Annotated in this window: 12 protein-coding genes; 6 read left to right on the top strand and 6 right to left on the bottom strand. The window is 66.2% G+C overall.

From position 1 onward, the window contains the following. Window positions 1–55 precede the first annotated feature (55 nt). A complete protein-coding gene (locus tag OC490_RS45995) occupies window positions 56–1,678 on the bottom strand; it encodes a hypothetical protein (RefSeq protein WP_262064034.1) in 1,623 nt (540 codons plus the stop codon). Between the two features lie 873 nt (window positions 1,679–2,551). Between OC490_RS45995 and OC490_RS45990 the strand changes: the two genes are divergently transcribed. Continuing rightward, window positions 2,552–3,646, top strand: a complete 1,095-nt coding sequence (locus tag OC490_RS45990; RefSeq protein WP_262064033.1) for a CHAT domain-containing protein — start codon at window positions 2,552–2,554, stop codon at window positions 3,644–3,646. A 138-nt stretch (window positions 3,647–3,784) separates the two neighbouring features. Here the strand turns inward: OC490_RS45990 and OC490_RS45985 are convergent, their stop codons facing one another. After that, window positions 3,785–4,159 carry a hypothetical protein gene (locus OC490_RS45985; protein ID WP_262064032.1) on the bottom strand — a complete coding sequence of 125 codons (375 nt, stop codon included), beginning with the start codon at window positions 4,157–4,159 and terminating at the stop codon, window positions 3,785–3,787. Window positions 4,160–4,895: 736 nt separating this feature from the next. Here OC490_RS45985 and OC490_RS45980 point away from each other — a divergent pair. After that, window positions 4,896–6,485: a DUF2207 domain-containing protein gene (locus OC490_RS45980; protein ID WP_262064031.1), complete on the top strand. Its 1,590-nt coding sequence runs from the start codon at window positions 4,896–4,898 to the stop codon at window positions 6,483–6,485. Window positions 6,486–6,643: 158 nt separating this feature from the next. Here the strand turns inward: OC490_RS45980 and OC490_RS45975 are convergent, their stop codons facing one another. Continuing rightward, the gene (locus tag OC490_RS45975) at window positions 6,644–7,369 is read right to left on the bottom strand and encodes a 3'-5' exonuclease (RefSeq protein ID WP_262064030.1); all 726 of its coding nucleotides are present in this window, start codon (window positions 7,367–7,369) and stop codon (window positions 6,644–6,646) included. 169 nt (window positions 7,370–7,538) lie between these two features. Here OC490_RS45975 and OC490_RS45970 point away from each other — a divergent pair, with 169 nt between their 5' ends. The 3 genes from OC490_RS45970 to thrS all read left to right on the top strand — a co-directional run bounded on the left by OC490_RS45970 (window position 7,539) and on the right by thrS (window position 11,415). Continuing rightward, on the top strand, window positions 7,539–8,105 hold the full coding sequence (locus tag OC490_RS45970) for a DUF4365 domain-containing protein (protein WP_093624554.1): 567 nt from the start codon (window positions 7,539–7,541) through the stop codon (window positions 8,103–8,105). Then, a complete protein-coding gene (locus tag OC490_RS45965) occupies window positions 8,102–9,325 on the top strand; it encodes a hypothetical protein (RefSeq protein WP_262064029.1) in 1,224 nt (407 codons plus the stop codon). Before OC490_RS45970 ends, OC490_RS45965 begins: the two co-directional genes overlap by 4 nt. Before the next feature lie 113 nt (window positions 9,326–9,438). Continuing rightward, window positions 9,439–11,415, top strand: coding sequence for a threonine--tRNA ligase (gene thrS, locus OC490_RS45960; RefSeq protein ID WP_262064028.1), 1,977 nt, complete (start codon window positions 9,439–9,441; stop codon window positions 11,413–11,415). A 40-nt stretch (window positions 11,416–11,455) separates the two neighbouring features. Here thrS and OC490_RS45955 read toward each other — a convergent pair whose 3' ends face one another. After that, window positions 11,456–12,112, bottom strand: coding sequence for a potassium channel family protein (locus tag OC490_RS45955; protein WP_262064027.1), 657 nt, complete (start codon window positions 12,110–12,112; stop codon window positions 11,456–11,458). A 67-nt stretch (window positions 12,113–12,179) separates the two neighbouring features. Between OC490_RS45955 and OC490_RS45950 the strand changes: the two genes are divergently transcribed. Beyond that, on the top strand, window positions 12,180–12,740 hold the full coding sequence (locus tag OC490_RS45950; RefSeq protein WP_262064026.1) for an HIT family protein: 561 nt from the start codon (window positions 12,180–12,182) through the stop codon (window positions 12,738–12,740). 253 nt (window positions 12,741–12,993) lie between these two features. On the opposite strand, the gene OC490_RS45945 is transcribed toward OC490_RS45950, so the two are convergent. After that, window positions 12,994–14,661: a hypothetical protein gene (locus OC490_RS45945; RefSeq protein ID WP_262064025.1), complete on the bottom strand. Its 1,668-nt coding sequence runs from the start codon at window positions 14,659–14,661 to the stop codon at window positions 12,994–12,996. A 208-nt stretch (window positions 14,662–14,869) separates the two neighbouring features. Continuing rightward, window positions 14,870–17,065, bottom strand: coding sequence for an elongation factor G-like protein EF-G2 (locus OC490_RS45940; RefSeq protein ID WP_262064024.1), 2,196 nt, complete (start codon window positions 17,063–17,065; stop codon window positions 14,870–14,872). Window positions 17,066–17,070: the final 5 nt, after the last annotated feature.

Here is a 17,070-nt window from a genome sequence, read left to right as displayed (position 1 = left end):
GCCGTCAGTTCGACGGCCGACAGAGGGCGACCACGGCTTCGAGAATGGCAATTAACTACATCAGAGAAACTGATGCAGACGTATCGTCGCCCGGCACGATTTTCACAGCAACTGTATCTTCAGTGCTGGAGGCATCGGCAACATCGGTCAGAGACTCTAGTTTTGCCGAGGCGTACGTCCTGTTGAGGCATCCCAGGTTATAGAAATCCTCACCCAAGCGAAGAGCTAGATCATTCCTTAGAACAAGGTTGGGGACGCTGTCACCCTGTTGGAGCTGCTGAAGCTCGGGGGTTTCCAAACTTTCCCGCGGGATCGTGAAAGATACATAATCCCATTGTTCAATGGTCATCTCGCTCGTTAGATGTCGGTGGACTTCTTTGATTGCCTCAAATTCTTCATCAGTCAAGGACTGGGGAATCGGAAAGTAGACGCCGCTGATGCGCTGAATGTCGTCGAGGACGCGAAGAAGTTTGAGTGACTCCTCAACATTTGGGGTCGAGGCGGGTAGATCCATTGGTGGACCGATTTCCTTGCCGTTAAGCACCAAGGTTGCACCACGACCCTCTTTCGCCTCTGCTAGAAAGCGGACGACCGGCAACAGGATGCAGGGCAGGCTGCGCTCGGGCATGTGGAACGAATAGTTGATTTTGGCGTGATGTGTAGATACATCGAACCGCGTCACAACCTTCGCCATGCCACCGAGGTCTTCGAGCCTCAGCTCGATGCCTCTCCTGCCTGATGTCCGTTCTTTGGCTTCGAGCGGGAGGTGAGCCTTGATAACCCCTTGAGCATCTCGAATCCGGAGCGCGAAGCGTGCGTCTGTCAGCGGTGTGTTGTCAATCGCGCCTCCGACGCGGAGTTCACCACCATCGAAGTTTCCACCAAAATCGGCCGGTGCATCGATGGAAAAATTCTTCACGAACTCACTGGAAACGACAGTGGCTGTGCCATAGTCGAAACTGTCCTGAAGCGCCTGTGCGGCTTTCTTTCCGTCTTCAGTGTCGGGGAAGCGAAACACACCGCCGACCTGAATGGGGCGGTCCTTCTCGGCACCGGGGTATCGAGGATGTGTTGTGACGTCGACAGAGCCGTTGGGCTGAATACTGAAGCTGAACTCATAGTGTGGATCGAGGGAGTTGAGACGATCCTTGAGCGTGCGCACGCGATCTACTAGATCAGTAACACCTCGAGTAAGAGCGGCTTGCTCTTGGTTGATCTCCCGCATCATGTTAACAATCTCGTCGTTACTACCCTCCAGGTAATAACGTGGCAGCTCCGGGCGAGATGCCATCTGCCCATCGAGCCAATCCTTACCGCGCCAAACACACGGGAAGGGATAGTTGGCGGCCAAATCGTTGAACCACGTGAGTTCGCCATCGGTGTGATTAATTGGCACCACTAGGTACCAAGCCACGGGGTTGTGCTGGGCCGCATTTCTGAGCGAGTCAGAAACTTGCCGTCTCCTGCCGGACCTTTCATCAAGGCGTCCGGAAAAGCTCTTGAGCTCGAAGATTTCCAGGCCCGTAGGGAGCGGTACTTGGACGTCGCGCCCTTTGTCTCCGCCTGCTCCGTCGATGCGCTGGGCTTGCGGATGAAGACGACTGATGAGGACGGAGACCATGTCTTCGTAGACATTGGATCCGAGCCGCTCGTCGGTCCAGTCGACCCTGTTCTTCATGCCGCCCTCAGTCTTTGATTGCTCTCGGTCTCGCTGGGAGCCTTCAACCCCTGGACCGGCTCCGCCGCGTTCACGCCCAATGCCTCGGCCAGCTTCAGGATGTTGTGAAGCGAGATATTGCGCCGGCCGGCGCTCGACTTGCCTGATGAACGTCCAGTGCCCCGCCCACGTGTCGGTGGCACTGACGCCATGGGAGGGCGGATCAACGTCCGGTCATGGCTCGATGTTCGTAGCCACAATGCAGTGGAGTATCGCACCACTCCGACGCAGCCTGCTCTCCGGTTCCCATGTGTATCTGACCTCGAAGTGTTCCGAGAGCTGTCCAGTGATCTGGGCTCTACGGGTGCGTGGTGCTTCGAACTGGTGAACGGGCTTGGTGCGAGCTCACGCCAAGCCTTTGAGCTCGTTGACGTCATGGGAACGGAGGGACGCGACGTGCGCGTCGGAGCAGGCATGTGTTGCATCTTGATCTAGGGCCGCCCACCAAGGACTTCACGGCTGAACTTTGGTACGGCGGTTGCGGTATCCGCCACATGAACATCTTGGACTACCTGTCTGGACCACATCGGCCCCGAGTTACGGAACAAGGGGCCAGGGCCCGTCGCTCAACGTCCGTGTTTCCTATAGGGGATGGGTGTTCCCCAGGGGGGCGACGCGTTCGTGTGGGTGCTGGAGCAGGAGTTGCAGGCGGTCGTAAAGGATCGCAAGTGATCACAATCGGTCACCTGAAGTGGGCTCTTGTCTGGTATGACTGCTTACGATCTGACGGAGCGTGAGACTTCTCGTACCAGGCTGCTAGTATCGAACATGTGGTCGAGTTGGCTGCCGTCGTGGTTCTGTCTAAAGCTTGTTATCTGAGAGTCTGGAGGAAATATGTCTGTTGATTCCGTGCTTTCTAAGTTGACTCAGCTGAAAAAGGAAGAGGCTAATCTCAAGAAGCAGGAAGGGAAACTAGAAGCTGACGCGGCGAAAAAGCGGAGTGATGCTCAGGCGAAGAAGAACGCTGCGCTTCGAACAAGCTCAGCATCTTCGGTGAAGAGCTACACGGCTGCTGCCGTGAAGTTGGATAAGGAGGCGGGGGCGCTGACGGTCAGGGCGGCTGCTGTTTCGAAGAAGCTGTCGGATAATGCAAACAAGCAACGTCAAGAAAATTCCAACCTGGAGCGGGCTCGTAAGGCTGAGGTGTCGGTGCAGGATCGAGCTGATAAAAAGCGACGTGATGATGAGAAGAAGCATGCGCGAGAGGTCGCGCGTATTGCTAAACCAACGGTGAAGTACATCCATGAAGTGCGCCACATTCCTGCTCCAAAGCCCGAGCAGTTGCGAGTTGTTTACTTGACTGCTAATCCGCGGATCCTTGATGAGGACCAGGACGGCGAGCTGATCGTTACGCGTATTCGTGTTGACAAAGAAATTCGTGATGTACGGGCTGAAGTGAAGAGTGCGCTTCATCGAGACTCCATCGAGATTGATCATTGGCCAGCAGCTACAGCAATGGACCTACTCAATAGCCTGAATGATAAGCGGCCGCATGTTATTCATTTCTCAGGGCATGGCGGGGGCGGATTTCTCGAGTTTGATGACGGTCAACTTAATGACCCTCAAGGGTTCGACGTGAGCTTTGAGCACTTGGCTCAGGCTCTCGGTGCTACCACCACGCCTCCAGTTGTGCTCGTCCTTAATGCTTGTGACACGCTCGAGGGCGCTGACGTGCTGTTGGCGGCAGTCCCGGTGGTGATCGCTACTACAACTTCAATCTCAGACCAAGCTGCAAGCCTGTTTGCCACTGTCTTTTACCGGGCTATTGCGTCCGGGCAGAGTGTGGGTGCGGCAGTGGGTCAGGCGCGCGTCATGATCAACATGTTGGCTGGCGGGGGCGGTGACGTGATCGCCTCGCTGACGCGGGAAGATGTTGACCTTGACGGGTTGGTGCTCGTGCAAATTCCCGCGAGTGGGAGCATGGATTGATATAAGTGTGGTGGCGAAGCTGTTCTAATTGCGTTCTCGGTGAGTGGATGGCTGTGGCAGAGAAATGACTTCTAGGAGAACTGCCCGGCTTTTTGGACGGGCGGTTCATGGGGTCTATCCTCTTGGGTAATCGTAAGGTTAAGAGCCAGGCTGAGATTTTCCGCGCCTACTGGTGATGCTGCTTCGCCTCGGAGCATCTTCGGTCGACACCTCCGGAGATGTGATTGTCTGTCCGAGAATGCCAGCAATGGCGGATCGACGTTCCTGGAGCCTTCTCTCCTCTGCGTCAAGCTCGGCCATAGCCTTTTGGCTGATCGCCTCATCGCCGAGCATCTTTGTGACCCAGTCGTTCAGCGCTTCGACTCCAACATCGTTCACGCTTTGTTCGGTTATGCCACGTAAGCCCTCGATCTGCTCTCGTAGAACCGGGTCGATGCGCACGGCGAACACGACGGGCTTGCGTTCTTCCTCGGGTCCTGCTTGGCCTTGCGGTTCTGGTGCTTGTTCGTTCATTCAAACCTCCTTTCGATTGCGGGTTGGTAGACGTTATTTATAGCGGGCGGATCTTAAAGATTGGTTGGTGAGCGCAGATCGGCCCCACCAATCGTGCTAAAGGCGGGGCCAATCTGGAGGTTCGATGCCGCTAATCCCGGCCGTGAGAGTCGCGCATCCTGACGCCACGCTTGTTGAGTTGATAGCGCACGGCGCAGTCGGTGACCCCCAAACGTTCACCAATCCTGGCGAGTGACATGCCCTGGGCGTATAGCCGCTCTGCTTCGTCCACGTCAGTCTCAGCAAGCTTGCGCCAACGGGTTTTGACGCCTTGACGTTTGAGGATGGCGCTCACTGTCTTTGGGGCGATGCCAAAGTGGTCGGCGAGTTGTCGCCGTGAGGTGCCAGCTTCGTAAGCCTGGCATAGCTCCGCAACCTGGTCGTCCTTGAGGCGTTTGGCTCTGCTCGGCTTGAGCTGTCGCTCTCGCTTCGGCAAGGGCGCGGAGAGGTCAGGCAGGGCGCCAAGGAGGTCCCGAAGTGCCTGTAGCCGGGGCTTTGTGTTCCAGTCAGGTACCTTGTCGCCCACCGGGAAAAAGCCGGTCCGCATCAGCGGGCCGGTTTTTTTGTATCCCGGGCACGTCTTCGTGTCGCTGTGCGTCTTGAGGGGGGCCTCATGAGTGAGGGAGAAGGCAGGAGACGGCGAAAGAGACGGGGGAAGGTCACGTCCCTGCGGCGTCGCCGAATACGGTCGTTGGCCGTGATCGTCTTCGTGCTGGTGGTGTTCGGCGGGATCGGCGCCGGCGTCCAGGCGCTCTCGAACACGGAGCGGGTCACCTCGATGTGGGTGGGTGCCGAGATCCGCGCCGACGGGAGCGCCCGGATCACCGAGGTCATCGACTACGACTTCGGGCACTCGGGCGACACGCACGGCGTCTACCGGGACGTGCCGGGCTCGCCCTTCGAGGACGCGGACAACCTGCGAGTCAGCATGGACGGCCACAAGGTCCCCTACGAGGACACCTACGGCGACTACTACCAGGACGAGAAGGGCGAGCGGACCCTCGCCGACCGGCTCAAGGTGGGCGACCCCGGCCACACGGTCGGGGGAGTGCACCGCTATCGCATCCAGTACGTACTCCCGGACGTGGTCAAGGGCGGCAAACTCGCCTGGGACGCGGTCGGTACCGGTTGGAAGGTCGACCGGGCGAACGTGGAGATCCATGTGGTGGACGCGTACGGGTTCACCGGTCTCCGCTGTGAGCACGGGAGTTGGGACAACGGGAAACCCTGCACCGCCGAGCAGAACGAGCCGGGACACCTCGTCGTCAGGCTCGACAAGCTCAGCGGACACGAGGGCCTCACGCTCTACGCCACCGCCGCCAAGACGAAGACCGAGACGCCGGTGGTGCTACCAACGGCACCCACCGGCACGGCTGTTGGCACATCCCTTCCGCAACCGCTGGGCAACGGCGGGCTGTTCGCCGCCCTCGCCCTGGCCTGTGTCGCGCTGACGCTCTGTGTGCTGCGGTTCGCCGGGCGGGACCGGGTGCAGGAGGACGGCGGGCGGGTGCGACGCGTCGAGGTCGAGCGGCTCGCCCGGTCGGTCACCCCGTCCGCAACGCCACCCGAGGATCTGACGCCGGCCCAGGCCGGCGTTCTGCACCTGGAGAAGGTCACGGACCAGCACAAGGTGGCCTGGCTGCTCGACGCTGCGGTCGACGGGCATCTCACCATCGAGGGAGACGATCAGTATCCGGTCCTGAAGCGGCACGGGCGTCCGGTGAACCGGGAGATCAGAGACGTGCTGGACCGGATGTTCACCGGCGGCAGCAGCCTGGCCCTCGGCTTCCGTAACCCGTCCTTCAAGGCGGGCTGGGAGGACCTCTCCTGGAAGCTGGAAGTCTGGCGCCACGCGAGCGACCTGTGGGACACCACCCTCACCCAGCGGCTCGCCCGGTGGGGCAAGGCCCAACTGGCCGTGCTGTTGCTCGCGTTGGCCCTCGTGATCACCGGCGGTGTGCTGAACGGCCGTCGCATCGCGGCCGGACTTCCCGTCCTGCTGGTGGGTGCCGTGGCCGCCGGTCTCGGTCTCGCCGTGTTCGCCCGTGGCTGGGAGTTGGACCGGCGTACCCCTCGCGGCTCCGCCCTCTGGCTCCAAGTCGAGGCGTTCCGGCGCTACTTGGCCGACCCGGCCAGCTGCCCGGACGCGCCTCCCGCCGAGGAGACCGCGGAGCGTTACACGGCATGGGCGGTCTCCCTGGGTTGTCGAGGCCGCCTGGGAAGAGGCCGTCGGCGCCTCGACCGCGGCAGCGAGAGCGGGGCGGGGTTTCTCGCTGGGTGTCAGTGACGTCCTGCTCGCCGCCATCGTCGTCTCCGGGGCCAACGCGTCCTCCGGCTCGGGGAGTTCCGGCTCCGGCGGTGGTTCCTCCGGCGGTGGAGTCGGTGGCGGCGCCGGTGGTGGAGGCGGCGGCTCCTGGTGAGGTGTGGGGGCGCGCCCCCACACCGTCAGGCCGCTTCGGCCAGGCCCGGCCGCAGCGGCCAGTCCGTGCTCACCACCTCCGGTGTGCCGCTGCGCGTGAACCACGCCTGCAGTCCTCGCGCCTGGGCCGCGTGCCACGTCGACTGCAACGTGTGCAGTTCGGCGGGGGTCAGGCGCTCCAGCCGGGTCGCGAAGCGGCGGCCCAGGGCCCGTACCACCTCCAGGGAGGCCAGCGCGTCCGCGCCCGCGTCGTGCGCGCCGTCCAGCGTGACGCCGTAGTGCGCGCACAGGTCGGTGAGGGTGCGGCGGCCCTTGCGGTAGCGGTCCAGGTGTTTGTCGAGGACCCGGGGGTCCAGCACCCGCAGCGTCGTCGTCCGGAACCAGTCGTCCAAGGAGGACGCGCGGTGGCGGCGCAGTTCGCGGTCCAGGAGCGTCAGATCGAAGGGCGCGTTCATCACCACCAACGGGCGTCCCATCGCGGCCTGTTCGGCCAGCTCGTCGGCTATCTCGTGCATCACCGGCGCGGGCCAGCGGCCGTTGCGCTGAAGATGCTCATCCGTCAGTCCATGGATCGCCGTCGCCCCGGCGGGCACCGGCACCCCCGGGTTCACCAGCCACCGGGAGACCCGGGGACGGGTACCGGGGGCGTCCTGGACGACGACGGCGGCCGACACTATGCGGTCGGTCTCGACATCCACGCCCGTGGTCTCCGTGTCGAACGCGGCCAACGGGCCCTCGTACCAGCACGTCATACGTACACAACTCCTCGTTCACCCACGGCAGTCGACGCGCCGTCTTCTGCCTGTTTGGTGATACCCGTGCTGTTTGCGCCGTACGCCGGAAGGACACAACAGGAGTACGGGTCTTTGCAGTTCAGCGGCCCGGTACGGGGAAACACTTGGCGTGGAAGGCGATTTGGTCATGGTGATAGCGCAGCCCGAGCGGGGCGGGCTGCTGCCCGAACGGACGGCACCCCATCGCGGATCGCTCGCCACCACCGCCTGCATGGAAACGTTGCAGGTGGGCTATCTGCACGCCGTCGCCGCGGCGGCCGGCTGCTCGCTGTCGCAGCCCTTTCCGGACAACGGCATCGACTGGCACGTCAGTCACGGCTCGCCCGGGCACACCGTCGACGACGAGGTGACGATAAAAGTGCAGCTCAAGTGCACCTATCAGATCCCGCCGAACCCGCCCGGCCGTTCCTTCTCCTTCACGCTCGACAACGACCACCTGCGCAAGCTCGCCCGCACCCCGGTCTCGGTGCACAAGATCCTGGTCGTGATGCTCGTCCCGCGTTCCCAGGACGACTGGCTGCGCGCCAGCCACGACCGGCTCGACCTGCGGCACTGCTGCTACTGGGTCAACCTCGCCGGTCATGCGATCACCGGCCGGACCCGGACCACCGTGCGGATACCGACCGCGCGCATCTTCGACGACCGGGCGCTGTGCGAGATCATGACGCGGGTCGGGACGGGAGGCAGGCCATGAGGGACCGCCCGGTCGAGGAACACCTGAGGCAGGTACGACCGCATCCCGTGGACACCACCTCCTGGGAGCGTCCCCCCGAGCCCGACCAGGTCGACCCCGCCGTCCTCGGCGCCCTGCTGCGCCGGCACGGCTGGCAGCGGCGCGGCGGCGCCCCCGGCCGCTACGGCCGCTGGACCCCACCAGGGCCCGGCGGCTCGGGCACCAGCCTGCTGGTCCCCGAGAGCCGGGCCTTCCCCGACAGCGACGACCTCCTCGGCGAGGCGCTCGTCGCCCTCGCCCGCAGCAACACCCCCTCCGCCCGCGAGGTCCTCGTCGGCCTCGCCGTACCGAGCGACGAGATCCGCTGGTGGCGGGACATCCCGACCGGCCCCGCCGGCGCCGCGCCCTGGACCGTCGAGGAGCAACTCCGCGCCGCAGCACGCCAGATGCTGCTCGCCGCCGCCCTCGCCACCCGCGCGCGTGCGGGCTACTACGGCGCCCGCCACCGCCGCCCGGCCGCCGCGTCCCTGGAACACGTCCTCGTCGGCTCCGCCCCCGGCGGCCGGCAGCTCACCGCGTTCGTCCCCGTCGACACCGGCCGCACCCTCGCCGTACGCCTGCACCAGGCCCTGTACGCCACCCGCGAGGCCATCGACTACCAGCGGGCCACCGGAGGCATGGACGCCTTCGACGGGGCCGTCGAGGCGGGCGTCAGCCGCGAGTTGACCGAGGCCGTCGTCGCGCTCGTGCGCGGCACCGAGGGCGCCCGGATCGCCGTCGAGTGGGCGCCCGCCGCAGGCGTCCCCGAGGGCTGCGCGGCCCCCGCCGAGGCCGTCGAGTTCTCGCCGGGAGACCTGCCCGTGCTGCGTGCGGCCGGTGCCCGCTATCTGCGCGAGGAACCGTCCATGCCCGTGCGCATCACCGGCTCGGTGGTGCGGATGCGCAGGTCGGGGCCGCGTGGTGAGGGCACCGTACGGATGCAGGTGATCGCGGGCGCCGAGGTCGGGCACGTCCGGATGACGCTGGACGAGGAGTCGTACCGGATCGCCGGTCACGCCCATCTCGTCGGGCTCCCGGTGCGGGTGCACGGGCGGCTGGAGAGCCGGGGCGGCTTCCGCAGGCTGACCGGCGCCTCCGGGGTCGTACCGGTGCAGGTGGACGAGGCGGAGCGGGACCGGTTGATGAAGTCCCTCCAGGAGAACCTCGACTTTTTCGAGGAGGCGTGCAGCGGGGAGGACTGAGCCAGGGGAGTGAGGGCGACCGTTTCGCGGTGGGGCCCGTAGGGTCGGTACGATCCCCTATTGCGCGCGCTCACGGTATGGCGCCGCATCCACCCTGCAGTCAGGAGAGACCGGTGTCAGACGTCCGTGTGATCATCCAACGCGATTCCGAGCGGGAAGAGCGCACGGTGACGACGGGCACGACGGCCGCCGAGCTCTTCGCCGGCGAGCGCTCGATCATCGCCGCGCGCGTGGCCGGAGAGCTCAAGGACCTGGCGTACGTCGTCTCCGACGGTGACGAGGTCGAGGGCGTCGAGATCTCCTCCGCCGACGGCCTCAACATCCTGCGCCACTCCACCGCGCACGTCATGGCACAGGCCGTGCAGGAGCTGTTCCCCGAGGCCAAGCTGGGCATCGGCCCGCCGGTCAAGGACGGCTTCTACTACGACTTCGACGTCGAGCGGCCGTTCACGCCCGAGGATCTCAAGGCCATCGAGAAGAAGATGCAGGAGATCCAGAAGCGGGGGCAGAAGTTCTCGCGCCGCGTCGTCACCGACGAGGACGCCCGCGAGGAGCTGGCTTCGGAGCCGTACAAGCTCGAACTCATCGGCATCAAGGGTTCCGCGTCCACCGACGACGGCGCGGACGTCGAGGTCGGCGGCGGCGAGCTGACGATCTACGACAACCTCGACGCCAAGACCGGCGACCTGTGCTGGAAGGACCTCTGCCGAGGCCCGCACCTGCCGACCACCCGGAACATCCCGGCGTTCAAGCTGATGCGCAACGCCGCCGCGTACTGGCGCGGCAGCGAGAAGAACCCCATGCTCCAGCGCATCTACGGCACCGCCTGGCCCTCCAAGGAGGAGCTGAAGGCGCACCTCGACTTCCTGATCGAGGCCGAGAAGCGCGACCACCGCAAGCTGGGCAGCGAGCTCGACCTGTTCTCGATCCCCGAGCAGATCGGCTCCGGCCTCGCCGTCTTCCACCCCAAGGGCGGTGTCGTCCGCCGGGTCATGGAGGACTACTCGCGGCGCCGTCACGAGGAGGAGGGCTACGAGTTCGTCTACACCCCGCACGCGACGAAGGGGAAGCTCTTCGAGACGTCCGGGCACCTGGACTGGTACGCCGACGGCATGTACCCGCCCATGCAGCTCGACGAGGGCGTGGACTACTACCTCAAGCCCATGAACTGCCCGATGCACAACCTGATCTTCGACGCGCGCGGCCGTTCGTACCGTGAACTGCCGCTGCGGCTCTTCGAGTTCGGGACCGTGTACCGGTACGAGAAGTCGGGCGTCGTACACGGCCTGACCCGCGCGCGCGGCTTCACGCAGGACGACGCGCACATCTACTGCACCCGCGAGCAGATGGCCGACGAGCTGGACAAGACGCTCACCTTCGTCCTCAACCTGCTCCGCGACTACGGCCTGACCGACTTCTACCTGGAACTGTCCACCAAGGACCCGGAGAAGTTCGTCGGCTCGGACGAGGTCTGGGAAGAGGCCACCGAGACGCTGCGCCAGGTCGCCGAGAAGCAGGGGCTGCCGCTCGTTCCCGACCCGGGTGGCGCCGCGTTCTACGGGCCGAAGATCTCCGTCCAGACGAAGGACGCGATCGGCCGGACCTGGCAGATGTCGACGGTCCAGCTGGACTTCAACCTGCCGGAGCGGTTCGACCTGGAGTACACGGGTCCCGACGGGTCGAAGCAGCGGCCGGTCATGATCCACCGTGCGCTGTTCGGTTCGATCGAGCGGTTCTTCGCGGTGCTCCTTGAGCACTACGCGGGCGCCTTCCCGGCGTGGCTGGCGCCGGTGCAGGCGGTCGGCATCCCGATCGGGGACGCGCACGTCGAGTACCTGGAGAAGTTCGCCGTGGCGGCCAAGAAGAAGGGGCTGCGCGTCGAGGTCGACTCCTCCTCGGACCGCATGCAGAAGAAGATCCGCAACGCGCAGAAGCAGAAGGTGCCGTTCATGGTCATCGTCGGCGACGAGGACATGAACGCCGACACGGTCTCCTTCCGCTACCGCGACGGCTCGCAGGAGAACGGCATCGCGTTCGACGCGGCCATCGCCAAGATCGAGCAGGTAGTCGCGGACCGCGTCCAGGTCTGATCCTGTCCGCCGGTTCGGCTTGGGGAGGCCCTCGGGGAGTTCAGATCCCCGGGGGCCTCTCGTCGTCCTCCCGCGCGAAGACCTGGAGCAGCCAGGAGGCGAAGGTTCCGGTGACCGCGCCGAGGAGGGCCAGGCCGATCGCCATCATTCCTACGGCGATGAGGCGGCCCAGCGGAGTGATCGGCGCGACGTCGCCGTAGCCGACGGTCGCGAACGTCGCGCAGGTCCACCAGACGGCGTCGCCGAAGGTCCTTATCGTCGCGCCCGGTGCCGTGTGTTCCTCCTGGTAGACGGAGAGGGCCCCCGCGAAGCCCAGCAGGACGGTGGACAGACCGGCGTAGACGATCACGCGCGCGTGCAGCGCGAGCCGGGGCTGTCCGTGCCGGCGCTGTACGGCCTCGTAGACCTTGACGACCCGCAGCGGGCGGAGCAGGGGCAGGAGCAGGACGAGGGTGTCGAGCCAGTGCGTGCGGACGAAGCGCAGCCGCCGGCCGCTGAGGCGCCAGCGGACCGCGTAGTCGACGGCGAAGAGCGCCCAGGCCGAGAACAGCACGGTGAGGCAGAGGTCCTGCCAGTCGCCCGGCAGGCCGTGGGCCAGGATGCGGACCGCGTAGGCGGCGAGGTAGACCATCGACGCGATGGCGAGCGGAACCTCGGTGCGGCGCTCCCAGCGGGCCTTGCGGCTGTCGTCGTCCATCGGTCCAGCTTGGCGGCGGGTGCCCTTCGCGCAACCCCGGCGACACGCCGCGAACGAGCGAAGCCATATGCTGACTTGCATGACGAGTGAGCCGGAGCAGCAGATCGGAGTGGGCACGCCGGACGCGTTCCAGCGCCTCTGGACGCCCCACCGGATGGCCTACATCCAGGGTGAGAACAAGCCGACCGGCCCCGGTGCCGACGACGGTTGCCCCTTCTGCTCGATTCCGGCGAAATCGGACGAGGACGGGCTGATCGTCAGGCGTGGTGAGCTGGTGTACGGGGTGCTCAATCTGTACCCGTACAACGGCGGCCATCTGATGGTCGTGCCCTACCGTCACGTCGCCGACTACACCGACCTGACCGACGCGGAGACCGTGGAGCTCGCGGCGCTCACCAAGCAGGCGATGACGGCCCTGCGTACCGCGTCAGGCGCCCACGGGTTCAACATCGGGATGAACCAGGGGAGTGTGGCGGGCGCGGGTATCGCCGCCCATCTGCACCAGCACATCGTCCCGCGCTGGGGCGGCGACACCAACTTCATGCCGGTGGTCGGCCACACCAAGGTGCTGCCCCAACTCCTCGCGGACACACGGAAGATGCTGGCGGAGGCGTGGCCCACGGTGTGAATCTCGGGCCCGCGTCAACCAGCCGGTCCGGCACCTTTCCAACACGGGCGGGCAAAACTCGGCCGTCCGGCACCTTTCCAACCAGGGCCCGCAAATTCAGCCATCCCGCGCCTTTCCAGCACGGGCCGGCAAATTCAGCCCGTCCGGCGTTTGAGGACGAGGCCCCTTCAGGGCCGAAGCGGGGTCTGGGGGCGCAGCCCCCAGGGACCCGAGCTACAACGGACCCGCACATACCCGGCCAACCGCCGGAGGCCTACGCGTCGTAGAGATCCGCCTTCTTCGGTGACACCTCCTGCACGCCCCCGCTGAGGGCCGACGAGCGGCTGCTGAACTTCTCCGTGTCCACGCCGTTCTCGTCTAGGACCCGGATCGCCGCGGCGTGCACCACGCGCAGTACCGGTGTCGCGGCGCGCAGCGCGTCGTCCGCCATGAAGCGGTGGCGCCAGGGCTGGTCGGCCCAGGCGTGCCGCAGGCCGAACGGCTCGGGCAGGGATATGGAACCGCCGAGCCAGTTCAGCAGCGGCGGGTACCAGGTGATCGGGGCGCGGACCGCGAGGCGTACGACCTCGTCGGCGGGGACGAGGGGGAGCTTGACGCTGCGGTTCTCCCATGGCTTGAAGGTCTTCTGGACGCTCTTCGTCGGGGCCTCGGGCTTACCGGTGAACAGCGAGTTCACGGGACCGAGCGCGTGCCCGGTGATCTCGATGCGCAGCGTCTTGTGCAGCACGGTCACCGTGATCATCATCGTGATGACCAACTGCCCTTCCCAGAGCGTCCATTGGACACCCAGGTAGTGGCGGTCGCCCGCGCCGAACTGCTGCTTGTTGCAGATTTCCTGTATCGCGTGCGACTTGACCTGGTACGCCTCCACGTCCGTGCTGTCGGGCCGGGACACCGCCTTGGCGCCCTCGCCGACCGGCGTGACGATCCAGTGCCGTACCGACGCCTTCGGGAAGCCGCCGGTGTTGATCGTGTTGCGCTCCAGCATGCGCAGGTCGTCGTGGATGTTGCGGATGACGTCCCAGCTGCGGAAGGGGTGGATCTCCCGGTTGGCGTCGCGTGCGATCAGGTCCTCGGCGAGCTGCCAGCTGCCCCAGCGGGTGCCCATGCCGAGGATGCCCTTGGGGCCTGCGTAGAAGACCGAGTTGGACTGCTGCTCGGCGCTGAGCTGGGCCAGGGCCTGACGCAGCTGCTCGGCCTGGGTCTCGCCGGGGCTGGTGGGCACCGCCTCGGGGACCTTGGCGCCGACGCTGCTGCCGGAGAGCAGGCTGTCCCAGCGCCCGCGCAGATCCTTCGCGGTGTTCTCGCAGACCTGCTTGGCCCACAGCCAGCCGACGACGGGAAGGATGACGCACGCGCGTGCGTACCAGGACCAGAAGCCCGCGAAGGGCATCTTGACCAGGAAGATCACGGCGACCGCGCCCACCGCGACGAGCAGGGTCGTGGCGATGGCACCGGCCCTCTTGTTCGTCTGGGTGCGCTTGTCGATCAGGCTGCGCAGCTGGAAGACCAGCAGCCAGACGATGAGCCCGGGCAGGAACAGCAGGCCGCACAGCACCATGATCATGGACAGCCTGTTGTCCCGCGCGCGGCGGATGTTGTTGGCCGCCAGGGCGTGTTCGACGACGGCCTGCGGTTCGGTGCCGAACGACTGGATGAGCGGCTTGCGGCCGGGGCCGAGCATGCGGGCCACGACGGCTCCGGCGAACGCCTCACCGAGGTTGGGGCGGAAGATCGTCGCCCACCTGCGGCCCTCGTTGACGGTCGTCTGGTGCCATTCGTTGTCGGCCTTCTTGATGTCCGCGACCGGGTTGTCCCGGTAGGCCGCCGAGGCCAGCGCGAAGGTCGCTGTCTGGCCCTCGTCGCCCGTGCGCGGCACCTGTGGTCCGAAGATGTCCGCGTAACCGCTGTCAACGGTCATTCCCGCCCCCGATCGCCGCTGCTCCCGCTTCTGCGGCTTTCCCGACTTCCGTGCTCCGCACACCTGTTGATCAGGTCATCAGCGTATCGGCCATCACCGACATCCGTAGGCGGACGGCCCAAACCGCCCGCCTACCCGGAAGAGATCGTTCCCTTTGGGTCACTTGTGGGTCCTCGCAGGCCACGAGTGAGCCGCTCGACATCAACTCCTAGGCGTTGTCCGCCTGTTCGCGGATCCGTTCGGCGATCTGCGGAGGCATCGGTTCGTGCCGGACGTAGGCGCGGTTGAAGCGTGCCGTGCCGTGCGAGAGGGAGCGGAGGTCCACGGCATAGCGGCCGATCTCTATCTCGGGGACCTCGGACCGGATCAGTGTGCGCCCGCCGGTCGTCTGCTCGGTGCCGAGCACCCGGCCCCGCCGCCCGGACAGGTCGCTCATGACCGCGCCCACGTAGTCGTCGCCGACCAGCACGGTCACCTCGGCCACCGGTTCCAGGAGATGGATCTTCGCGTCGACCGCGGCCTCCCGCAGGGCCAGCGCGCCGGCCGTCTGGAACGCGGCGTCCGAGGAGTCCACCGAGTGCGCCTTGCCGTCCAGCAGCGTGATCCGTACGTCGAGCAGCGGATGCCCGGCCGCAACTCCCCTGGCCGCCTGGGCCCTTACGCCCTTCTCCACCGACGGGATGAACTGCCGCGGCACCGCACCGCCGATGACCTTGTCCACGAACTCGATGCCCGTGCCGCCCGGCAGCGGCTCGACCTCGATCTCGCAGATCGCGAACTGCCCGTGCCCGCCCGACTGTTTGACATGCCGGCCGCGCCCCTGCGCCTTGGCGGCGAACGTCTCCCGCAGGGAGACCTTGTGCGGTACGACGTCGACCTGGACGCCGTAGCGACTGCGCAGCCGCTCCAACGCGACGTCCGCGTGGGCCTCGCCGAGGCACCACAGGACGACCTGGTGGGTGTCCTGGTTCTGTTCCAGGCGCATGGTGGGGTCCTCGGCGACGAGCCTGCTCAGGCCCTGCGAGAGCTTGTCCTCGTCCGCCTTGCTGTGCGCCTGGATGGCGAGCGGCAGCAGCGGGTCGGGCATCTCCCAGGGCTCGATGAGGAGCGGGTCGTCCTTGGCCGAGAGGGTGTCCCCGGTCTCCGCGCGGCTCAGCTTCGCCACGCACGCGAGGTCGCCCGCGATGCAGTGGGTGAGCGCCCGCTGCTGTTTGCCGAAGGGCGCGGACAGGGCGCCGACGCGTTCGTCGACGTCGTGGTCCTCGTGCCCGCGGTCGGCGAGCCCGTGCCCGGAGACATGGATCGTCTGGTCCGGGCGCAGGGTGCCCGAGAAGACGCGGACCAGGGAGACCCGGCCGACGTACGGGTCGGAGGCGGTCTTCACGACCTCGGCGACCAGCGGCCCGTTCGGGTCGCACGCCTTCAGCTCCCGCGCCCGACCGTCGACCGTGGTGACCCCGGGCGCCTGGCGCTCCAGCGGGGTCGGGAAACCGCGCGTGATCAGCTCCAGGAGCTCGACCGTGCCGAGACCCTGGCGGGCGCCCTCGGCGGCGGGAGCGGCGGCCAGGACGGGGAAGAACACCCCGCGCGCGACGGCCCGCTCCAGGTCCGCGATCAGCGTCTTGACGTCGATGTCCTCGCCGCCGAGATAGCGGTCCATGAGGGTCTCGTCCTCGCTCTCCGAGATGATCCCCTCGATCAGCCGGTTGCGGGCCTCCTCGATCCCCGGCACCTGGTCGGGCCCGGGCTCGGACTCCTTGCGCTCCCCGGACGCGTAGTCGAACAGTTTCTGCGACAGCAGCCCCACCAGACCGGTCACGGGCGCGTGCCCGTCGGGCCCCGGCGCGCCGTGCAGCGGCAGATACAGCGGGAGTACGGCGTCGGGGTCGTCCGCGCCGAACGCCTCCGCGCAGTACCGGGTCATCGACTCGAAGTCCGCGCGAGCGGACTCCAGGTGCGTGATGACGATGGCGCGCGGCATGCCGACCGCCGCGCACTCCTCCCACACCATGCGGGTCGAGCCGTCCACGCCGTCGGAGGCCGAGACGACGAAGAGGGCCGCGTCCGCCGCACGCAGACCGGCCCTCAACTCGCCGACGAAATCGGCGTATCCGGGGGTGTCGAGAAGATTGACCTTGTACCCGTCCCAGTCGACGGGCACCAGGGAGAGCTGCACCGAGCGCTGCTGGCGGTGCTCGATCTCGTCGTAGTCGGAGACGGTGCCGCCGTCCTCCACGCGGCCCGCCCGGTTCACCGCCCCCGCGGTCAGCGCGAGGGCCTCCACCAAAGTCGTCTTGCCCGATCCGCAGTGGCCGACCAGCACCACATTCCGTACGGACGCGGGGTGGTCGGCCGCCGTAGCCCTGCCGGCGGCTCCGGGGTGTGCGTTCGCCTTGTCGCCCATGGCCT

Origin of the sequence: Streptomyces sp. STR69 (assembly GCF_024519455.1) — a bacterium.
Taxonomy (GTDB): domain Bacteria; phylum Actinomycetota; class Actinomycetes; order Streptomycetales; family Streptomycetaceae; genus Streptomyces.
The sequence above is the reverse complement of the archived record's forward strand: the minus strand, read 5'-3'. Positions and strand labels throughout refer to the sequence as shown.